Here is a 21291-nt window from a genome sequence, read left to right on the forward strand (position 1 = left end):
CCCGAAAGGGCGTACCGCCCCCTCGAGAGTGCCGATGCCGCGACGCCCTTGCAAGATGCACCCGCCGCGGCGCGTCGCCCTTTGGGCTCAGCTCCCGCCGTATTGCTCCTGCAGGTAGATCCAGTAATTGCCAAGATGGTGCTGCCAGAAATAGTCCTTGGGGTCCTGCGGATTGCCGCCGGGCCGGGCGAAGAGCGGCACCAGGGCGCCTGCCGGGGCGTAGTTCAGCGAGAGCTGCACCCGCGACAGAAGCGTGTCGAGCACCGGCGAGAGCGCCGTTCCGGGAACCGGCGTCGCGCCGCCGCTGCCCGGCAGCGCGTCGGGAGCAAGGCGGATGGAGGCCAGGCCCGCCTTCAGCGCGGCGACGCTCGCTCGCGCATGCGCGAGGGCCTGGACATGTGCGGCCTCGGCCGCCGTCGCGGCCGTCAGCGCCATCGCCGCGACCCGCGGATCGCTGTCCGGCATCGTCTCGCCGGCATAGCCGCGCAAGGGATTGGGCGTGTTGAGATCGCCCGGTCCCTGCAGCGTGAAGGGCACCTGCGGTACCCATCCTTGCGTGCTGGCGATCGTCCAGCCGAACCCGGTCATGCCGGCGATGCCCGCATAGTCGGCGGCATAATGGTCGTTGCCGGGCTTTGCCGGCGCCAGCACATAGGTCTTGGCAGAGAGATCGCGAAAGGGCGCGAACGGCCCGGATGCGTGGCGCAGGAACGAGGTGGCCAGCGTCGCGATGGAGGCACCCTGGCTGTGTCCGGTGACCAGCAGCTCCGTGTCCGGCAGCAGCGACAGGCGGGCAAGGGTCGCCAGCAGCGGCCGGTCGGTGGTCAGCAGCATCAACAGCAGGCCGAGCGTGAAGCCGAGATGGGTGCCGGCGACGACGGCGCTGCCGGTCTCGTCGCGGGCGAGATGAAAGGGAATGTCGAGCGTCGTGCCGCCGATGTCGAGTTCCAGGTCGAGCCTTGCATCGACCAGCGGAAACAGCAGGTCGGCCAGGATGCTGGCGTCCGTGTCGACCGTACCGCGCACCACGAGGGCATAGCGGTTCGGGGCGGCATCGTTTCGCCAGATCTGCCAGAGATTGTCGAGCAGGGTCGGTCCGGACGGCGAGAGGCCGTCGACCTTGGACCAGCCGAGCGCGACCGGATCGGGCGTCGGCACCGGAATGGCGGGAACGCCATAGATCGACTGGGAGAGCGCGAGCGCGGCCTCCGCCTCTGTGAAATCGAACCCTGCGGTGAAAGCCATGCCATCCTCCCGATCTGCCGACGGCAACAGGATAGTCCGGATATCCAATCGGGGGTTGCAAAATCGCGCCCGCGCTCGCCTTGTTGTACGCCGGGCCGGGCGGGCATGAAAAAAACCGCCGCGCCGGGACGGCGCGGCGGCTGTGCAGTGGTGCGAAGCAGGGAGCTTATTCGGCTTCGTCGGCCGAGCCGGAATTGAGCAGCGAGTAGCGCTCGACGCCGATCTTCTCGAGCAGCTCGAGCTGGGTCTCGAGGAAGTCGATGTGACCTTCCTCGTCCGCCAGCAGCTCCTCGAAGAGCTTCATGGAGACGTAGTCGCCCTCGTCGTGGCAGATGTCGCGCGACTTGGAGTAGGAGGCGCGGGCCTCGTGCTCGCCGGCAAGATCCGCTTCCAGCACTTCCTTGACGTCCTGGCCGATGCGCAGCGGCGCGACCTTCTGCAGGTTCGGATGACCCTCCAGGAACAGGATGCGCGCGATGAGCTTGTCGGCGTGCTGCATCTCCTCGATGGACTCGGCACGCTCCTTCTTGGCCAGCTTGGTCAGGCCCCAGTCGTCAAGCATGCGGTAGTGCAGCCAGTACTGGTTCACCGCGCCGAGCTCGAGGAAGAGAGCCTCGTTGAGCCGTTCGATAACCTTTGCGCTGCCTTTCATTCGATGCTCTCCTTGTATTCTGCGTGCGCCGTTCTGGCCGCACCACCACGGTCGCCTCGGCTTCGCGAAGCGATCAGTTGCGCGTAGTTTAGAATAATTCCAATCACGTGTGAAGAGGGGAACAGCTGCTTTGCGCAAGGATGTTTCGATTGAGCCCGCGCAATGTGGCTGCAAGGTGAACCGCTCGCGCCAATTCTGCGTCTAACGACATGTGGAAAACAGGAAGGCCCCGGACATGTCGCATGCGATCGCCTATGGCGCCACGGCGCTGATCTTCTTGGCGCTGGATTATGTCTGGCTGGCGCATGTGGCGGGCTCGTTCTACCGCGAGCGCCTGGCCGGACTGATGGCCGAGCAGGTGAACTTCACGGTCGCCGGCGTCTTCTATCTGGTCTACGTGATCGGCATCGTCATCTTCGCCGTCGCCCCGGCACTGCGCTCGGGCAACTGGCAGGACGCGGCGCTTTACGGCTGTCTCTTCGGCTTCTTCGCCTATGCGACCTACGACTTCACCAACCTGGCCACCTTGCGCGACTGGCCGGTGGCGGTGACGGTGGTCGACGTCGCCTGGGGCACCTTCGTCACCGGCTTTTCCGCAACCGTCGGCTACGTCATCGCCCGAAATTTCGTCTAGAGACCTTCCGGCTCGATCTTTTTGGCCAAGTGCCCTTGCGGCTTGCCTTTTCCGTGTCTACCCGGCCATTGTTGCCACCACGACGGAACGGCTTGCAGCGGAGGAACGGCATGGCCATGACAGGAGATGGAACGGGAGCTGTGGCGCTGGTGACGGGCGCCAGCGCGGGTGTGGGGCGCGCCTGCGCCATCGCCTTTCTGAAGGCGGGCTATCGCACGGTGCTGACCGGGCGCCGGGGCGACAGGCTGGAAGAGACCGTGGCCATGTCCGGCGTGGATCCGGCCAGTGCCCTCTGCGTTGCCTGCGATGTCAGCGAGCCGGCGGCGGTGGACGACCTGTTCGGCGCCCTGCACGACACGTTCGGGCGGCTCGACGTGGTCTTCAACAATGCCGGCACCACCGTGCTCGGCAAGCCGATCGGCGATCTTTCCTTCGAGGAGTGGCGCAAGCTGATGTCCGTCAATCTCGACGGCGCATTCCTGATCGCGCGCGGCGCCTTCAACATGATGCGCGCGCAGGATCCGCAGGGCGGACGGATCATCAACAACGGTTCGATTTCCGCGCATGTGCCGCGTCCCGGCTCTGCCGCCTACACCGCTTCCAAGCACGCGATCACCGGCCTGACCCGCTCCATCTCGCTGGACGGGCGCCCGTTCAACATCGCCTGCGGCCAGATCGACATCGGCAATGCGGCGACCGACATGACGGTGCGCATGCAGGAGGGCGTCGCACAGCCGGACGGCAGCGTGCGGGCCGAGCCGGTGATGGCGGCCGAGCATGTGGCGAGTTCCGTCCTGCACATGGCGAGCCTGCCGCTCGATGCCAATGTCCAGTTCATGACGGTGATGGCGACGACCATGCCCTATATCGGCCGCGGCTGAGCGGAGCTCCCGTCAGACGGTGAGGTGGGCGCGCACCGCGCTCTCCTCTAGCTCGTCCCGCGTGCCGGCGAGCACCACTTCGCCGCGATCCATCACCGCGAAGCGGTCGGCAAGATCCCGGGCGAATTCGAAATACTGTTCCACCAGCACGATGGCCATCTCGCCGGTGTCGCGCAGGAACGAGATCGCCCTGCCGATATCCTTGATGATCGAGGGCTGGATGCCTTCCGTCGGCTCGTCCAGAATCAGCAGGCGCGGGCGCATGACGATGGCCCGGCCGATGGCGAGTTGCTGCTGCTGGCCGCCGGACAGGTCGCCGCCGCGTCGCGACAGCATCGACTTCAGCAGGGGGAACAGCTCGAACACCGTGTCGGGCACCCGCCGGTCCTTTCGCGGCAGCACGGCAAAGCCCGTCTCCAGGTTCTCGCGCACGCTGAGCAGCGGAAAGATGTCGCGCCCTTGCGGCACCAGGGCGATGCCCCGGTGCGCGCGCTGATGAGGGGTCAGTCGCGAAATGTCCTCGCCTTCCCAGCGCACCCTGCCGGACGAGATCGGCTGCTGGCCGGCGATGGCCCGCAGGGTCGAGGTCTTGCCGACGCCGTTGCGGCCCATCACGCAGGTGACCTTGCCGACCTCCGCGCTCAGGCTGACGTCTTTGAGCGCCTGCGCGGCGCCGTAGTGGAGGTCGATGTTCTCGACGGTCAGCATGGCGGCGTTTCCCTTTCGAAAGGCTCAGCGGCCCAGATAGACGTCGATGACCTTCTGGTCGGACGAGACGTGGTCGAGCGAGCCTTCCGCCAGCACCGAGCCTTCGTGCAGCACGGTGACCTTGACGCCGAGCGCGCGCACGAACGTCATGTCGTGCTCGACGACGACGACCGAATGGCTCTGGGCGATGTCGCGCAGGAGGTCGGCGGTCGCCGCCGTCTCCGCGTCGGTCATGCCGGCGGCGGGCTCGTCGATCAGCAGCAGCTGCGGGTCCTGCGCCAGCAGCATGCCGATCTCCAGCCACTGCTTCTGGCCGTGGCTGAGATCGCCGGCGAGGTCCTCGCGGCGGCCGATGAGCCGCACCAGCTCCAGCAGCGCGTCGATGCGGGCGCTCTCCTCGCGCTCGCGGCGGTGGAACAGCGTGGCGAAGGGCCCGCGCGGCGCCTTCAGGGCCAGCGCGATATTGTCCTCCACCGTATGGCTTTCGAAGACCGTGGGCTTCTGGAACTTGCGGCCGATGCCGAAGCCGGCGATCTCCGCCTCGTCGTGGCGGGTGAGGTCCAGCTTCTCGCCGAACAGCAGCGTGCCGGTGTCCGGCCGGGTCTTGCCGGTGATGACGTCCATCATCGTCGTCTTGCCGGCGCCGTGCGGGCCGATGATCGCGCGCATCTCGTTGCGGCCGATGAGGAACGACAGGTTGTTCAGCGCCTTGAAGCCGTCGAAGGAGACGCTGACGCCGTCGAGATAGAGCAGGGAGCCCGTGGCGGTCATCGTGTCACTCCGCGGCCTGGTTTCGGGCAAGAGCTTGAGCAGGCGTCACCGACCCGCCGGGGGAGGCGTTGCCGGCAAGGCCCGCCTCCTTGCGCTTCGGCAGGCGGGCGCGCAGCGATGCGGCGAGGCCGAGCAGCCCCTTGGGCAGGAACAGCGTCACCGCGACGAACAGCGCGCCGAGCGCGAACAGCCAGACCTCGGGCAGGGCGGCGGTGAACCAGCTCTTGGCGAAGTTGACCAGCACCGCGCCGATGATCGGGCCGACGAGGGTGCCGCGGCCGCCGACCGCCACCCAGATCACCGCCTCGATGGAGTTGGCCGGGGCGAATTCGCCCGGATTGATGATGCCGACCTGCGGCACGTAGAGCGCGCCCGCAAGCCCCGCCATCATCGCCGAGACGGTCCACACGAACAGCTTGTAGTGCTCCACCCGGTAGCCGAGGAAGCGGGTGCGGCTTTCCGCGTCGCGCACCGCGACCAGCACCTTACCGAGCTTGGAGCCGGTGATGGCGATGGCGAGCACCAGGCTTGCTGCCAGCGCCAGCGCCGAGGCGGCGAAAAGGCCGGCGCGGGTGGTGTCGGCCTGCACCGGATAGCCGAGGATGTCCTTGAAATCGGTCAGGCCGTTGTTGCCGCCGAAGCCCATGTCGTTGCGGAAGAAGGCGAGCAGCAGCGCATAGGTCATCGCCTGGGTGATGATCGACAGATAGACGCCGGTGACGCGCGAGCGGAAGGCGAACCAGCCGAAGACGAAGGCGAGCAGCCCGGGCACGGCCAGCGCCATCACAATCGCGAAGGGGAAGGCGTCGAAGCCGCTCCAGTACCAGGGCAGTTCCTTCCAGTTGAGGAACACCATGAAGTCCGGCAGCAGCGGATCGCCATAGACGCCGCGCGTGCCGATCTGCCGCATCAGGTACATGCCCATGGCATAGCCGCCGAGGGCGAAGAAGGCCGCGTGGCCGAGCGAGAGGATGCCGCAATAGCCCCACACCAGGTCGAGCGCCAGCGCCAGCAGCGCATAGGTGAGGTACTTGCCCATCAGCGTCACGGCGTAGGTGGGCACATGCAGCGGGTGGCTCGGCGGCAGGGAAAGATTGAGCACGGGCACCAGCACCGCGGCGGCGAGAAGCAGCGCCAGCATGACAAGGCGGGTGCCGGTCAACCCGCCGGCGAGGAAACGGACCATCATGACGGGCGGCTCCGCGGGATGCGGGCGGGACGGGGGCTCATGCCTCCACCGCCCGGCCCTTCAGCGCGAACAGGCCGCGCGGACGCTTCTGGATGAACAGGATGATGAAGACGAGCACCAGGATCTTGGCCAGCACGGCGCCGGCGAAGGGCTCCAGGAACTTGTTGGCAACGCCGAGGCTCATGGCCGCGACCAGCGTGCCCCACAGGTTGCCGACGCCGCCGAACACCACGACCATGAAACTGTCGATGATGTAGGACTGGCCGAGATTGGGCGAGACGTTGTCGATCTGCGACAGGGCCACGCCGGCGATGCCGGCGATCCCCGAGCCGAGGCCGAAGGTCGGCGCGTCGACCAGCGGCGTGCGGATGCCCATGGAGGCGGCCATGCGCCGGTTCTGGGTGACGGCGCGCACGTTCAGCCCGAAGCGGGTGAATTTCATGGCGATCAAGAGCGCGGCGAAGACCGTCAGCGCGAAGACGAGAATCCACAGCCGGTTGTAGGTGATCGTCAGCTGGCCGATCTCGAAGGCGCCCGACATGAAGGCCGGATTGCCGACCTCCTGGTTGGTGGGGCCGAAGATCGAGCGCACCGCCTGCTGCAGGATCAGCGAGACGCCCCAGGTGGCGAGCAGCGTCTCCAGCGGGCGGTTGTGCAGGAAGCGGATGATGCCGCGCTCGATGCCGACGCCGACGAGGCCGGCGACGAGGAAGGCGGCCGGCAGGGCCACCAGCAGCGAATAGTCGAAGAGGTCGGGCGCGTGGGCGCGGAACAGGTTCTGCACCACGAAGGTGGTGTAGGCGCCCAGCATCACCATCTCGCCATGCGCCATGTTGATGACGCCCATGACGCCGAAGGTGATGGCAAGGCCGATGGCGGCGAGCAGCAGCACCGAGCCGAGCGACAGGCCGAACCAGACGTTGCGGGCCGTGTCCCAGGCCGCCTGCAGCTTCTGGATCCGGGCAAGGGCGGCGCCTGCCGCCTCCTGCAACTCGGCCGCATCGCTGTTCTGCACCGCCGTGATCATCGACAGGGCGTCGCGGTCGCCGCGTTCGGCCAGCGTGTCGATGGCGGCGATCTTATCCTCGGTGGAAAGGTCGGAGGCGAGCACGGCGGCGGCGCGCGCCTCGCGCATCAGCTTCGCAACGCCCGGATCGGTCTCGGCGGCAATCGCCGCGTCCAGCGCCTCGATGCCCTCCGCGTCCTGCGCCTTGAAGATCGCCTCGGCCGCCTGCCGGCGGGTGTTTGCATCCGCGGCGCGCAGGGTCAGCCCGCCGAGTGCTGCGCGGATCGTCCGGCGCAGGCGGTTGTTGACGCGGATCTTGTCGAGCGCGCTGGAGGCCGTGCTTCCCAGCGCCTCGCCGGTCAGCGGATCGGTGAGCGCAAGGCTTCCGCCCGCCCGCTTGCCGATGACCACGGCCTTGTCGGCCTTGCGGACATAGAGATCGCCGTTGGTCAGCGCTTCCAGCGCCGGCACCACGGCCGGGTCTCCGGTGGCGGCGAGCGCGGCGACCTGCTTTTCCGTGTCGCTGAACGAACCTTTCCCGAGCGCATCGACGAGCGGGCGCAGGGTGGCATGGTCCTGCGCGCCCGCTGCCGAGGACAGCAGCGCCAAGGGCAGCAGGGTCAGCAGCAGAGCCAGCAGCAGGGCCGGGAGGGGGCGCTGTGCGCCGGCGGGGCTCGGGGCGTTTGCGTTCACGGATGCGTTCACGGGGGACCGTCCGGGCTGGGGTGCGGAAAGGGGGAAGGAGAGGAGGGATAAGGAGGAGGCGGATCTGCGCCCGCCTCCCTCCCCCTCTGGTTGCGGAAGGCGAGCGTTAGCTGCCCGACCCGCCGCACTTGCCCGTGGCCGTGTTGAAGTTTCCGCAGTTCAAGGGCTTGCGCCAGTCGGCGATCAGGTCCTTGGAACCTTCCAGGTAATCGGACCAGGCGTCGCCGACGACGAGGCCGGAGGTCTCCCACACGGTCTCGAACTGGCCGTCTTCCTGGATCTCGCCGATCAGCACCGGCTTGGTGATGTGGTGGTTCGGCATCATCGCCGAGTAGCCGCCGGTCAGGTTCGGCACGGACACGCCGACGATGGCGTCGATCACCGCGTCCGGATCGGTGGTGCCGGCCTTCTCGACCGCCTTCACCCACATGTTGAAGCCGATGTAATGGGCCTCCATCGGATCGTTGGTGACGCGCTTGTCGTCGCCGATATAGGCCTTCCACGCCTTGATGAACTCGCCGTTGACCGGCGTGTCGACGGACTGGAAATAGTTCCAGGCGGCCAGGTGCCCGACCAGCGGTCCGGTGTCGAGGCCGGCCAGTTCCTCCTCGCCGACCGAGAAGGCGACGACCGGGATGTCCTCGGCCTTGATGCCGGCATTGCCCAGTTCCTTGTAGAAGGGAACGTTGGCATCGCCGTTGATGGTGGAGACCACGGCGGTCTTCTTGCCGGCCGAGCCGAAGGCCTTGATGTCGGACACGATCGTCTGCCAGTCGGAATGGCCGAACGGCGTGTAGTTGATCATGATGTCTTCCTCGGCGACTCCCTTCGCCTTGAGGTAGGCCTCGAGGATCTTGTTGGTCGTGCGCGGGTAGACATAGTCGGTGCCGGCCAGCACCCAGCGCTCGACGCCTTCCTCGTTCATCAGGTAGTCGACGGCGGGAATGGCCTGCTGGTTCGGCGCGGCGCCCGTGTAGAAGACGTTGCGTTGGCTTTCCTCGCCCTCGTACTGGACGGGGTAGAACAGCAGCGAGTTCAGCTCCTCGAAGACCGGCAGCACGGACTTGCGCGACACCGAGGTCCAGCAGCCGAACACGGCCGACACGCCGTTCACCTGGATCAGCTCGCGGGCCTTCTCGGCGAACAGCGGCCAGTCGGAGGCCGGGTCGACGACGACCGCCTCCAGCTTCTTGCCGAGCAGGCCGCCCTTCTTGTTCTGCTCCTCGATGAGCATCAGCATGACGTCCTTGAGGGTCGTCTCGGAAATCGCCATGGTGCCGGACAGCGAGTGGAGGATGCCGACCTTGATGGTCTCCTCCTGGGCGAAGGCGCCGGTGACGGCGGTGGAGGCCATCAGGCCCGAAAGCGCCATTCCGGCGAAGAATTTCTTGCTGAACATTGTCATCTGTTTCCCCTCTGTCGCGTCTCCCCGGGAGGAAGAGCCACGACAAGGAAGATCAAGATGCGTGCCAGTTTCGCGCCGCGGCCGTTATCGGCGCAAAAGTGCCGGATTCGTCGCATCTTGCGGGGAACGCAGCGTCAGCCGCGCCGCGCGATGCCCGATTTCGCAGCGCACAATGAAATTGCACAATTGTGCATCGCGGCGAAAATGTGCTCAAAATTTGTTCAAGTCTTGGGCGCCCATCAGCCCCTGCGCGACTGCACGGCCCCGCCCGCCTCCAGCGCGTCGAGCTCGGCCTCGTCCAGGCCGAGAACGCGGGCCAGCACCTCGCGCGTGTGTTCGCCCAGCATCGGCGGGGCGACCTTGTCGTTGACCGGCGTCTTGGAAAACCGCAAGGGGCTGGCGACGCCCGGCACGGCGCCGCCGCTGCCGTGGGGCAGGGCCGGATTCATCAGCCCGCGGGCCTTGGCCTGCGGTTCCTCGAACACTTCGGCGATGGTGTTGATCGGGCCGCAGGGCACGGCGGCGGCCTCCAGGTCGGCGATCCATTCGCGGGTCGTGCGCGTCTTGATGATCTTCGCGACCATCGGCGCCAGGATCTCCCGGTGGGCGACCCGGTCGCGGTTGACGGCAAAGCGCGGATCGGCGGCCAGCTCCGGCCGGCCGGCGACCTCGCAAAAGCGGACGAACTGGCCGTCGTTGCCGACGGCGAGGATCAGGTGGCCGTCGGAGCTGGCGAAGACCTCGTAAGGCACGATGGCGGTGTGGGCGTTGCCCATGCGCACGGGCGAGGTACCGGAGACGAGGTAGCTCAGCGCCTGGTTGGCCAGCGAGGCGACTTGCACGTCGAACAGGGCGATGTCGAGATGCTGGCCCTCGCCGGTGCGCTCGCGGTGGGCGAGGGCGCCGAGAATGGCGATGGTGGCGTTCAGCCCGGTCAGGATGTCGGCGAGCGCCACGCCCGCCTTCTGCGGCCCGCCGCCCGGCAGCGCGTCGCGCTCGCCGGTCACCGACATCAGCCCGCCCATGCCCTGGATCATGAAATCGTAGCCGGCGCGCTGGGCATAGGGCCCGGTCTGGCCGAAGCCGGTGATCGAGCAGTAGATCAGGCCCGGATTGATCTTCGACAGGCTCTCGTAGTCGAGGCCGTATTTCTTCAGGCCGCCGACCTTGTAGTTCTCGACCAGGATGTCGGACTTCTTCGCCAGCTCGACGATGAGCGCGCGCCCCCTCTCGCTGGCGATGTCGACGGCGACGGACTTCTTGCCCCGGTTGGCGGCCATGAAATAGGCGCTCTCGCCGGCCGCCGCCCCGTCCGCGACGAAGGGCGGGCCCCAGCCGCGTGTGTCGTCGCCGCTGCCGGGCCGCTCGATCTTGATGACGTCGGCGCCCATGTCGGCCAGCGCCTGCGTCGACCAGGGGCCGGCCAGGACGCGGGAGAGATCGAGCACGCGCAGATGCGACAGCGGGGCGGTCATGATCGGGAAACGCCTTCTTTCCTGAACGTCTGTCCTGCCTTCCTTCATCACGAAGAGCAGCAAGCTTCCTCCGGTCATAGCCCCGGCATCGCCATGCGTCCAATGACTTGGCGTGAGAACGTCATTCCGGGGCGGCAGGACCGGTCAGGCGGCAAGGCGCAGCGCGTAGCGCCCGTCCTGCGGCGAGACACGGCCCATGCGGTGGAGCGAGGCCAGCACCGCGGCGATGGAGGGGCGCAGGGTCTTGCTCTTGCGGAACCGGGCGGCGATGTCGTCGGCGCTGAGCGGGCCGTCGGCATCCATGAGCGCCCAGACCACTGCCAGCGTCTGGTCGGCATCCGACTTGGGGAAGGCGGGCTTCGGTCCGCTTGCCGCCGCTGCCGCCGGCGCCGGCCCGAGGTCCAGCTCCATCTCGGCCTTCTCCGCCTCGGTGCCGAAGCGCGGGATCTGGTAGTCGGGCCGCAGCCAGCGCACATGGCCGCGCGCTTCCTCGCGGGCGCGCTCCTTGTTGAGCGCGACGAGGCGTTCCAGCACGTCTTCCTCGGGCAGGTCCGCCGGCCAGCCATAGGCCTCGGCGACGGCGACATCGAGCCGCTCGTGCAGCTCCTTCAGGATCAGCACCAGCCCGTCGTCGTAAGTCACGCGCTCCTTGTCGGTCAGCTCGTCCGGCCGCGCCCCAGCCTTCAGCCGCTCCAGCACGTTGTAAAGGCCGGTCAGGGTCAGATGCGCATGCTCGGCCAGCACCCGCTTGCGATGGGCGTCCAGCTCCTCGGCGATTGCGCCGATCGTCTGCTTCTGCGTCTCGGAGGCGTCCGGGAAGGGGAAGGGGTCAAAGCAGCGCGATTTGGAGTAGCGCGGATCGTTGCCGATCCCCAGCCAGCCGCCTGCCCGCAGCGCCCAGATCCCGTGAAAGCGGGAAGACAGGACACCGAGCGGATATCCGTCGCTGAGGCCGATGGCGACAAGCATGTTGTCCGCCAGAATTTCGGCATCGAGGAACTGGAACACTCGGTGTTTTGTAGTTTCCGGAGTTACTATAACTCGAGGAATTGTGGCCGAAAACGAGCGATACATTTCATGTGTTGCTCCAAACCAATGCCAATTTACGCGACGAAACTCCATGTTATTATGCTCGCGCTCCGGCTTAACTTTCATTGCGACATGTTGGTAGACTTCTGGATAACTCGCGCGAAGTTCTTCTTGGCTCATGGGATAGTTATCGATAACCATTACCCCTCGAGCGCGTGCGGTCATGTCCTTCCCATTACGGTATTTGCGGATGTGTTTCTCAAGGCCCACGCGGGTGCCTAGACCGAGGTGTTTTGCTTCGTTTGGCGTTACGATAAATCCCGAACCATGCAATTTCACGCCCGGCGAGCAAACTCCTTCGTTCGCCCGAAGCTTAAGCGCTCCCGTCACATCCACACCAACCGTCAGATCCGAATGGATCTTGCCGCTTTTCGCGTCGAACAGGATCACCGGGCTGTCCGTGTCGATGGCGCGCTCGCTGACCGTTTCCAGCAGCAGCCCGTCCCGCGTGCCGGCTTCCGCCACCGTCATGGCGATGCGCACGGCGGCGCTGTCGCGCGTCACCCGCGTCCAGGGGTGGTCGGGGATCGCCATCACCAGCGACAGCGGCTTCTTGGCGCTCAGGTGGCGCTCCATCACCCGGCGCTGGAACACCTGGCTGATCGAATTGGTGGTGACGAGGCCGAAGCGCTTGAGGCCGCTTTTCGGCCGTAGCAGCATCTCCGCCGCCCGGTCCCACCAATACATGACGAAATCGGCGCTTTCGTTCATGTGGGCATGCGCCTTCCACAGCGCTTCGGCATAAGGCGAGCCCATGCGCGCGCGGATGTCTTTGCCGCCGACGAAGGGCGGGTTGCCGACGATATAGTCGGCCTTGGGCCAGTCCGGCCGGCGCGGATTGGGATAGGTCTCCTTGCCGTCCACCACTTGCGGCAGCGGATAGCCGTCCCAGGTCAGCACCGCATCCATCTGGCGGATGTTGCGGAACTGCTTGAGGATCGGTTCGGTCGGCGCGACGCCCTGGTTCTTGAAGTGCCATTGCAGATGGCCGATCCACAGCACCAGTTCGGCAATCGCCGCCGCGCGCGGGTTGATCTCCAACCCCAGGAACTGGTGCGGGTCGACCGTGTGCCGGTCGAGCGCCAGCGACACCTGGCCGCCGAGGTCGGCGATCACTTCCAGCACCTTGCCTTCCAGCTTCTTCATCAGCTCCAGCGAGACATAGAGGAAGTTGCCGGTGCCGCAGGCCGGGTCGAGCACCAGCGTCTCGCACAGCCGGTCGTGGAACGCCTGCGCCGTCTTCACCGCCGCGTCGTTGCGCCCTTCCGCCTTCTGCCGCTCGATGGTGGCCAGCGCATTGTCCCAGTCGGCCTGCAGCGGGTCGATCACCGTCGCCACCACCAGCCGCTCCACATAGGCGCGCGGGGTGTAATGGGCGCCGAGCTTGCGCCGCTCGCCGGGATCGAGCGCCTGTTCCAGGAAGGTGCCGAAGATCGCCGGCTCCACGTCCTTCCAGTCGTAGGCGGCGGCTGCCGCCAGCTCGCCGATCTCCTCGCGGGCGAGCTTCAGCGCGCGGCGGTCCTTGAAGAAGGCGCCGTTGAACTGCTTGACCTTCTCGCGGATCGTTGCGGTGAAGCCGCCTTCATCCATCGCCCGCCACAGGTCTTCCATCATGCCGGGGAAGATCTCGGGCTTTTCCCGACATTCGTTCAAAAGGGCGCGGAAGCTCTCGGGCGGCAGCAGGCCGACATCTTCGGCGAACATGGTGAAGAGCACGCGCATGAGGAACATGGCGACGTCTTCCGGCGGGTGGCCGGCCTTTTCCAGCGCCTGGCTGACCTTGGCGATGCGCTCGGCGATCTCGCGGGTGACGCGGGCGGCGTGGCGCGAGGGGTCGAGCGCCATCGGGTCCGACCAGATCGTCTTCAGCCGGGCGCGCACGCTCTCCTCGCGCAGGTCCTCCAGGTAGATTCGGAAGGAGCGGCGGTCGGGGAACTGGTCGTAGGCCTTTCCGTCGCGGCGGAAATTCGCATAGATCTCGATGCAGTGGCCGACGTCGCAGACCATGACGAAGGGCGGCGGCTCGTGCGCGGCCGGCAGCAGGCGCACATAGTTCTCCGCCTGGGCGCGGGCGTTCATCATAAGCACGTCCCAGGCGCGGTTGGCGCTCACCCTGCGCCCTCGCAGCGGCTCGTTCGCGGCTCCGTCGAGGCCGGGAAGCGGCGGCGCGTCGCTGAGCTTCTTGTCGCCCACCTGGCGGCTTTGCTTGGCCTCCAGCACGAAGCAGTCGCGCTTGTACAGGTCGATGCGCTTGTCCGAGACGCGGCCGTCGCGCGTCTCCTCGCGGACCACACGCTCGAACACGTAGTCGTTGCCCGAATGGGTCGCGCTGGCGCCGTCCGGGTGCGGTTCGCCCAGCACGTCGCACAGCTCGGTCAGGAACAGGGCGTAGTTGGCCCGTTCCTGGCCGCCTTCGACGCCTTGCCATTTCGCGATGAACGCCTCGACCGTGGATTGCATGCGTGCTCGCCTCTCCCTGTCCTTATCGTTTTACCCGGCCCGCCCCGTCGCGCAAGCCGGCAGGTAGAGGCTTGCCCCATCGCCGCGCCGCTTTTCATCCTTGCTGTTGGCCGGTACCAATGGGCGGAGAGATGAAGGGCAGGTCCCAGGACAGGTCCAGGACAGGTTCAAGGGGAGGAAAGCCATGAGCTTCAACGCGCTGGTCGTCGACAAGGACGAGGCGGGGGCCGTATCGGCCGGGGTCGAGGCCGTGACGGAAGACCGTCTGCCGGAGGGCGACGTCACCGTTGCGGTCGAGTATTCGACGCTGAACTACAAGGACGGGCTGTGCCTCGGCTCCGGCGGCGGGCTGGTGCGCGCCTGGCCGCATGTGCCGGGCATCGATTTTGCCGGCACGGTCGAGGCCTCCTCCGATCCGCGCTATGCGCCCGGCGACAAGGTGGTGCTGACCGGCTGGCGCGTCGGCGAGGTGCGCTGGGGCGGCTATGCGCAGAAGGCGCGGGTGATGGCCGACTGGCTGGTGCCCTTGCCGCAGGGCCTCACCACCCGCGACGCCATGGCGGTCGGCACGGCCGGCTTCACCGCCATGCTCGCCGTGATGGCGCTGGAGGATCACGGGCTGAAGGTGGGAGGCGGCCCGGTGCTGGTCACGGGGGCTGCCGGCGGCGTCGGTTCGGTCGCGACCGCGATCCTTGCGAAACTCGGCCACGAGGTCGCGGCGGTGACGGGCCGGCCGGAGACGGAAGCCTATCTCAAGGGGCTGGGCGCCACGCGTATCGTCGCGCGCGAGGACATCGCGGAAACGGTCAAGCGGCCGCTGGAGAGCGAGACCTGGGCGGGCTGCGTCGATGCGGTCGGCGGGGCGATGCTGGCGCGGGTGCTGGGGCAGATGAAATACGGTTCCTCGGTCGCCGCCGTCGGGCTGGCCGGCGGTGCTGCCTTGCCTGCGACCGTCGTTCCCTTCCTGCTGCGGGCGGTCAACCTGCTCGGCATCGATTCCGTCATGCGTCCCTATGAGGACCGGGTGCGGGCCTGGTCGCGGATCGCGGCGGACCTGCCGATGGACAAGCTGAACGGGATGGTGGTGCCGGCGCGCCTTGCCGACCTCCCGGAACTCGGCAAGGCGATCCTTGCCGGCCATGTGCGCGGGCGCGTCGTCGTCGACGTCAACGCCTGAGGCGTCTCCCCCGCCAGACGGTCCGGTGCAGAAACGGACGGGGCGCTGCGGCCCCGTCTTTTCTTTTGGCGGGCGCTTCGCTACCAATGAGCCGCCTCACGAACGGGCGCCGGCAGGCCGGCCGAAAGGAGTTGTTTTGCAAAAGCACGTCGCACTCGACCGCGCATCGGCGCCGGTCTCCAGGTTCACCCGGTTGCGCGAGCTGTTGCAGCGTCCGGATCTCGCCTTCCTGATGGAGGCGCATAGCGGCCTGTCCGCCAAGATCGTCGAGGAAGCCGGCTTCGAGGGCATCTGGGCCTCGGGCCTGTCCATGTCGGCGGCGCTCGGCGTGCGCGACAACAACGAGCTGTCCTGGACCCAGGTGCTCGACATGCTGGAATACATGTCGGACGCCTCCAGCCTGCCGATCCTCGTCGACGGCGACACCGGCTACGGCAATTTCAACAATTTCCGCCGTTTCGTCGCCAAGCTGTGCGAGCGCGGCATCGCCGGCGTGTGCATCGAGGACAAGATCTTCCCCAAGACCAACTCGTTCCTGGGCGAGAACCAGCCGCTCGCCGACATCGACGAGTTCTGCGGCAAGATCAAGGCCGGCAAGGACACCCAGAGCCATCCGGACTTCCAGATCGTCGCCCGGGTCGAGGCGCTGATCGCCGGGCGCGGCCTCGACGAGGCCCTGAAGCGCGCCCATGCCTATGCGGATGCGGGGGCGGATGCCATCGTCATCCATTCCAAGAAGAGCACGGCCGACGAGATCGTCGAGTTCTGCCGGGAGTTCGGCGACCGGGCGCCGGTGATCCTGATCCCGACCAAGTATTACCGCACGCCGACCGAGAAGCTGCGCGAGGCCGGCGCCTCGATGATCATCTGGGCCAACCACAACCTGCGCGCCTCGATCCGCGCCATGCGCGACACCTGCGCGGCCCTGCGCGAGCACCAGACCCTCTTGGAGGTGGAAAGCGACGTGGCGCCGCTCGGCGACGTGTTCTCGCTCGCCGGCTCGCAGGAGCTGGAAGAGGCGGAGAAGCGCTATCTTGCCGCCACCGCGCCGCGCCGCGCCATCGTTCTGGCCGCAACCCGCGGCGAGGAGCTCGGCGACCTGACGATCGACCGGCCGAAATGCATGCTGCCCGTGCGCGGCACCTCGCTGCTCGGCCGCCAGGTCGAGGCGCTGTCGCGCCACGGCGTTGCCGATATCCGCGTCGTCGTCGGCTACAAGGCCGAGGCGGTCGAGGCGCCGGGCATCTCGCTCATCGAGAACGCGGAGTACCAGACCAGCGGCGAGGCGCAGTCCCTGTCGCTGGCGCTCGGCGAGGGCGACACCATCGTCTCCTATGGCGACATTCTCTACCGTCCGTTCTTCCTGGCGATGCTGGAGGACCGGGAGGAGGACATCGTGCTTGCGGTCGATCCGCGCGTCTCGGGCCGCGCGGGCCGCGACGCCGTCGCCTGCACGCTTCCCTTCTCCGACGATCTCGACCCGGACGCCGAGACGCCGCAGCTGAAGGGCTTCGTCGCGGAAGGCGGCGACGGCGAGTGGGTCGGCCTCATGCGGGCGAGCGCCGCGGGCGCTGCCCGGCTGCGCCGCACGCTGGACGAGATGGCGGCCGAGGGCAGCCTTGCGGGCGCCGATCTCGGCGCGGTGCTGACCCGCATGGCGGCGGCCGGCGAGCGCATCGGCGTCGTCTATGTCACCGGCTTCTGGCGCAATGTGAACGACCTGATGGACCTGGCGCAGGCGCGCGATGCGGTCTGACCGGAGAGCCTGGAGGCACGGGCGATGATCGAGGCGGGCGACTTTCTTTCCGCGGCCAAGCGCCAGGGCATCGACTTCTTCACCGGCGTGCCCTGCAGCTTCCTGACGCCCTTGATGAATGCGGTGATCTCCGACCGGACGGCGCGCTATGTCGGAGCGACCAGCGAGGGCGAGGCGGTGGCGATTGCTGCCGGCGCCTGGTGCGCGGGCCGCCAGACGGTGGTGATGTTCCAGAATTCCGGGCTCGGCAACGCGGTCAATCCGCTGACCTCGCTCAACCATCCCTTCGCCATTCCGACGCTGGTGATCGCCACCTGGCGCGGCGAGCCGGGGGTGAAGGACGAGCCGCAGCACGAGCTGATGGGGCAGATCACCTCGCAGCTCCTTGCGCTCGCCGGAGTCCATGGCGAGCCGTTCCCGCTTGCAGCCGCCGACATCGAGCCGGTGCTGGCGCGGGCCGTCGCGCACATGCGCAAGACCGGCCAGCCGGTCGGGCTGGTGCAGCCCAAGGGCGCGATCGCGCCGCGGCCGCTGGATGAGGCCCGCGCAGAGCCGGCCCCGCGCGTTGCGCCGGTCGACTTCGGCGGGGCGAGCCTGCCGCGCCGCATGGATGTGCTGGCGCTGTTGCGCGAGAAGCTGCCCGAAAGCGCCGGTCTCGTCGCCACCACCGGCCATACGGGCCGTGAGCTCTTCACCCTGCAGGACCATGCCGGTCATCTTTACTGCGTCGGCTCCATGGGCGGGGCCAGCGCCATCGGCCTCGGTGCCGCGCTCAACTGCGAGCGCGAGATTGCGGTGCTCGACGGCGACGGCGCGGCATTGATGAAGCTCGGCAACATGGCGACCATCGGCGCCGAGGCGCCGGCCCGCTTCACCCATGTCCTGCTCGACAACGGCCGGCACCTGTCGACCGGCGGCCAGGCGACCGTCTCCGCGCATGTGGACTTCGCTTCCGTTGCGGCCGCCTGCGGCTACCGTTTCGCCGCGCGCGCCGGCGGCCTTGCCGAGGCGGGAGCGGCGCTCGATGCGGCGCTCGCCGTGCCGGGGCCGCGCTTCGTGCATGTGAAGGTCGCGGCCGAGGAGGTCGCCGGCCTCGGCCGTCCGACCATTGCACCGCGCGATGTCGCCCGCCGCTTCCGCGCCCATCTCACCGGTGCCGCATGAGCGTATCTTCTGGTCTCGTCCTGCTGACGCCCGGCCCGCTGACCACCAGCGACCGGGTCAAGGCGGCGATGCTGCGCGACTGGGGCTCACGCGATCCCGCCTTCACCCGCCTTGCCGGCGAGGTTCTGTCGCGGGTCCGCGATCTTGCCGGCGGCAGGCCGGGCGAGCATATCTGCGTGCCCGTGCAGGGCAGCGGCACCTTCGCGGTCGAGGCGATGCTCGGCAGCCTGCTGCGTCCCGACGAGCGGCTGCTGCTGCTGGTCAATGGCGCCTACGGCCGGCGCATGGCGGAGATCTGCCGCCGGCTCGGCCGCCCGTTCGAGGTGGTGGAGGTCGCGGAGACGCAGGCGCATGACCCCGCCGCACTTGCCGACAGGCTTGCGGCCGATCCCGGCATTGCCGCTGTCGCCATCGTCCATTGCGAGACGACCTCGGGCCTCGTCAATCCGCTCGAGGCAATCGCCGCCGTGACGAGGGCCGCCGGCCGGCGGCTGCTGGTCGATGCGATGAGCAGCTTCGGCGCGCTCGCCGTCGACATGAGCGGTTGGGGCATTTCCGCGCTGGCGGCCAGCTCCAACAAATGCCTGCAAGGCGTTCCCGGCCTTGCCTTCGTGGTCTGCCGGACGGACGAGCTTGCCGCCCGGGCCGGCGTCTCGCCCTCGCTGGCGCTCGATCTCGAAGACCAGGCGCGGGCGCTTGCCGGCGACGGCCAGTGGCGCTTCACGCCGCCGACCCATGTGGTCGCGGCCCTCCACGAGGCCTTGCGGGAGCTTGCCGAGGAGGGCGGCCCGGCCGCCCGGCTCAATCGCTACACCGCCAACCGCGACACGCTGATCGCCGGCATGGCGCGGCTCGGCTTCGTCCTGGCGCTCGATCCCGCGCTGCAGGCGCCGGTGATCGTCTCCTTCCTGGAGCCGCAGGAGGATTGGTACGACTTCTCCGCCTTTTACGATGCGCTTGAGGCGCGCGGCTTCGCCATCTACGCGGGCAAGATGAAGGCGCTCGGCACCTTCCGCGTCGGCACGATCGGGGCCATCGATTCTCTGGTGATCGAGCGCTTCCTCGCGGCGGTGCAGGCGGTTGTGACAGATCTGAAACAGAAATTGATCCGCTGACCCCGGGGTAGAGCGAACCGGTTGTGCTGCCACGGGTTATCGACCTCCGGCGGTGCCGGCGCGCGCGCGGGTCGCGGCGGCCGGCCGCGCTCTGCTCGCGGACGCGGCCGGCGCATTTGCGAGGGAAACCGGTGGAGATGCGCGCTTCGGCGTTCGTTTGCGGTGCGGTCGGGCCGGCGATGTTCCGTAGGGTGACCTCTTGGGCCGTGCGGATGCTTCGGGGAGGGCCTGTCGCATCCTTGGCGCGGGGCACGCGGGGCGGGGAGGGCCGGCCGCCTCCGGATTACCCCTCTCCCTTCGTCGGCTTACTCGACAGTTTCCAACCTTTCGGTTATTTAGCGATTTCCGTCTGAGTGGGGGCTTGGCGGCAGACTGCTTCATGCAAGGGGGCTTGCAGGGCAAGCAGGGGGTCGCCGCTTTTGTACCACCCGTGCCGGAACGCTGATGGCTTCGACGACTGCCCGGAAATATGGGAGCCGGGCTCGCCACGTCCTGCAGGTCGCCAGCCGAGGCGCGCCGACCGTACTGCAGGTGTCGGCTCCTGATAAATTGAGACAGCTCGAACGGTCTTCGATCCGGGTTCGGGTTTGGGGGTAAGCAAGAATGAAGCCTGATCGGCCGAGCTTTTCCGTTGTCGCTGAGCGCCGCTTTCGCCTGGCCGGCAAGGCGATCATCGAACAGCACAATCCGTATTTCCTCCCCGTCGACCAGCAGCGCGAGATCTGCGAGCGCAACGGCATCCCGTTCATCAGTTTCGCCCATTACGACTATCTGGGCCTGAGCAACCATCCGGACGTGATCGAGGCGGCGAGCACCGAGCTGCACCGGCTCGGCACCGGCGTCGGCGCCTCGCGCCTCGTCGGCGGCGAGCGTGCCGGCCACCGCGCCTTCGAGCGCGAGCTGGCGGACTTCCTCGGCGTCGGCGACGTGATGTCGCTGGTCAGCGGCTATCTGGTCAACGTCTCCTTGATCAACTTCCTGATGGGCCCGCGCGATCTCGTTCTGATCGACGAACTGGCCCACAACTCGATCTTCGTCGGCGCCAAGAACGGCCGCTACGATCACCGGGTCTTCAACCACAACGACCTCGATGATCTGGAGCGCCAGCTGGAAGAGGTGCGCGGCCAGTACCGCAACGTGCTGATCGTCGTCGAAGGCCTCTATTCGATGGACGGCGACATTCCCGACCTGCCGCGGCTGGTCGAGATGAAGGAGGCGCACGACGCCTGGCTGCTCGTCGACGAGGCGCATTCCTACGGTGTTCTCGGCGCCACTGGGCGGGGCTTGTGCGAGCATTTCGACATCGACCCGCGCCGCATCGAACTGACCGTCGGCACCTTGTCCAAGTCCTTCGTCTCCTCCGGCGGCTTCATCTGCGCCGAGCAGGGCGTGATCGACTGGCTGCGCTTCACTCTGCCCGGCTTCGTCTACAGCGTCGGCCTGTCGCCGGCGACGCTCGGCAGCGCCCATGGCGCGCTGACGCAGCTCAAGGCCGAGCCGCAGCGCGTCACCCGCCTGCACGAGAATTCGCTGTATTTCCGCGACCGCGCCCGCTCCATGGGGCTGAACACCGGTCCGGCGATCGGTTGCGGCGTCGTGCCGATCCTGTTCTCCAGCCCGATGCAGACGATGATCGCCTCGCAGGCGCTGCTGGAACAGGGCGTCTATGCCCCGCCCATCGTCCAGATCGGCGTGCCGAAGGACCAGCCGCGCATCCGCTTCTTCCTGTCGGCCGCCCATACGCACGAGCAGATGGACAAGGCCATCGCCATTGCCGCCGCTGTGGCGCATGGCGAGGGCTCGGCGCAGGCGGAGCTGCTGCAACAGGCCGTGGTCGGCGCCTGACGCCGACCGGGCCG

The 21291-nt window shown here is 67.6% G+C and carries 16 protein-coding genes; 7 read left to right on the top strand and 9 right to left on the bottom strand.

Annotated elements, in window-relative coordinates; all coding sequences use genetic code 11:
• Nucleotides 1-87: 87 nt before the first annotated feature.
• Entirely contained in the window at nucleotides 88-1245 is a 1158-nt protein-coding gene (locus tag MNI96_RS04515) for a lipase family protein (protein WP_249690743.1), read from the bottom strand.
• A 166-nt stretch (nucleotides 1246-1411) separates the two neighbouring features.
• Entirely contained in the window at nucleotides 1412-1897 is a 486-nt protein-coding gene (bfr, locus tag MNI96_RS04520) for a bacterioferritin (RefSeq protein ID WP_249690744.1), read from the bottom strand.
• Nucleotides 1898-2132: 235 nt separating this feature from the next.
• Between bfr and MNI96_RS04525 the strand changes: the two genes are divergently transcribed.
• Nucleotides 2133-2531, top strand: a complete 399-nt coding sequence (locus MNI96_RS04525; protein ID WP_249690746.1) for a DUF2177 family protein — start codon at nucleotides 2133-2135, stop codon at nucleotides 2529-2531.
• Nucleotides 2532-2647: 116 nt separating this feature from the next.
• A complete protein-coding gene (locus MNI96_RS04530) occupies nucleotides 2648-3412 on the top strand; it encodes an SDR family oxidoreductase (protein WP_502960306.1) in 765 nt (254 codons plus the stop codon).
• Between the two features lie 12 nt (nucleotides 3413-3424).
• On the opposite strand, the gene urtE is transcribed toward MNI96_RS04530, so the two are convergent.
• From urtE to MNI96_RS04565, 7 genes are all read right to left on the bottom strand, one after another.
• Entirely contained in the window at nucleotides 3425-4120 is a 696-nt protein-coding gene (urtE, locus tag MNI96_RS04535; protein WP_249690749.1) for an urea ABC transporter ATP-binding subunit UrtE, read from the bottom strand.
• Nucleotides 4121-4144: 24 nt separating this feature from the next.
• Nucleotides 4145-4891: an urea ABC transporter ATP-binding protein UrtD gene (gene urtD, locus MNI96_RS04540; RefSeq protein ID WP_249690751.1), complete on the bottom strand. Its 747-nt coding sequence runs from the start codon at nucleotides 4889-4891 to the stop codon at nucleotides 4145-4147.
• Nucleotides 4892-4895: 4 nt separating this feature from the next.
• Nucleotides 4896-6080 carry an urea ABC transporter permease subunit UrtC gene (urtC, locus tag MNI96_RS04545; RefSeq protein ID WP_249690753.1) on the bottom strand — a complete coding sequence of 395 codons (1185 nt, stop codon included), beginning with the start codon at nucleotides 6078-6080 and terminating at the stop codon, nucleotides 4896-4898.
• Between the two features lie 37 nt (nucleotides 6081-6117).
• Nucleotides 6118-7728 carry an urea ABC transporter permease subunit UrtB gene (gene urtB, locus MNI96_RS04550; protein WP_249691367.1) on the bottom strand — a complete coding sequence of 537 codons (1611 nt, stop codon included), beginning with the start codon at nucleotides 7726-7728 and terminating at the stop codon, nucleotides 6118-6120.
• A 169-nt stretch (nucleotides 7729-7897) separates the two neighbouring features.
• Nucleotides 7898-9190, bottom strand: a complete 1293-nt coding sequence (gene urtA, locus MNI96_RS04555) for an urea ABC transporter substrate-binding protein (RefSeq protein ID WP_249691369.1) — start codon at nucleotides 9188-9190, stop codon at nucleotides 7898-7900.
• Nucleotides 9191-9435: 245 nt separating this feature from the next.
• A complete protein-coding gene (locus tag MNI96_RS04560; RefSeq protein WP_249690755.1) occupies nucleotides 9436-10671 on the bottom strand; it encodes a CaiB/BaiF CoA transferase family protein in 1236 nt (411 codons plus the stop codon).
• A 144-nt stretch (nucleotides 10672-10815) separates the two neighbouring features.
• A complete protein-coding gene (locus MNI96_RS04565) occupies nucleotides 10816-14220 on the bottom strand; it encodes a class I SAM-dependent DNA methyltransferase (protein ID WP_249690758.1) in 3405 nt (1134 codons plus the stop codon).
• Nucleotides 14221-14404: 184 nt separating this feature from the next.
• Here MNI96_RS04565 and MNI96_RS04570 point away from each other — a divergent pair, with 184 nt between their 5' ends.
• The 5 genes from MNI96_RS04570 (at nucleotide 14405) to MNI96_RS04590 (ending at nucleotide 21277) form a co-directional block, all read left to right on the top strand.
• Nucleotides 14405-15397 (top strand): MDR family oxidoreductase, encoded by a 993-nt coding sequence (locus MNI96_RS04570; protein ID WP_249690759.1) that lies wholly within the window; start codon nucleotides 14405-14407, stop codon nucleotides 15395-15397.
• Nucleotides 15398-15533: 136 nt separating this feature from the next.
• The gene (gene aepX, locus MNI96_RS04575; protein WP_249690761.1) at nucleotides 15534-17153 is read left to right on the top strand and encodes a phosphoenolpyruvate mutase; all 1620 of its coding nucleotides are present in this window, start codon (nucleotides 15534-15536) and stop codon (nucleotides 17151-17153) included.
• Nucleotides 17154-17177: 24 nt separating this feature from the next.
• A complete protein-coding gene (gene aepY, locus MNI96_RS04580; protein ID WP_249690764.1) occupies nucleotides 17178-18317 on the top strand; it encodes a phosphonopyruvate decarboxylase in 1140 nt (379 codons plus the stop codon).
• Nucleotides 18314-19432 (top strand): 2-aminoethylphosphonate--pyruvate transaminase, encoded by a 1119-nt coding sequence (locus MNI96_RS04585; RefSeq protein ID WP_249690766.1) that lies wholly within the window; start codon nucleotides 18314-18316, stop codon nucleotides 19430-19432. The genes aepY and MNI96_RS04585 overlap by 4 nt, the downstream gene beginning before the upstream one ends.
• Before the next feature lie 603 nt (nucleotides 19433-20035).
• On the top strand, nucleotides 20036-21277 hold the full coding sequence (locus tag MNI96_RS04590) for an aminotransferase class I/II-fold pyridoxal phosphate-dependent enzyme (RefSeq protein ID WP_249690768.1): 1242 nt from the start codon (nucleotides 20036-20038) through the stop codon (nucleotides 21275-21277).
• Nucleotides 21278-21291 lie beyond the last annotated feature (14 nt).

This window comes from Stappia sp. WLB 29 (genome assembly GCF_023507705.1).
Classification (GTDB): Bacteria; Pseudomonadota; Alphaproteobacteria; order Rhizobiales; family Stappiaceae; genus Stappia.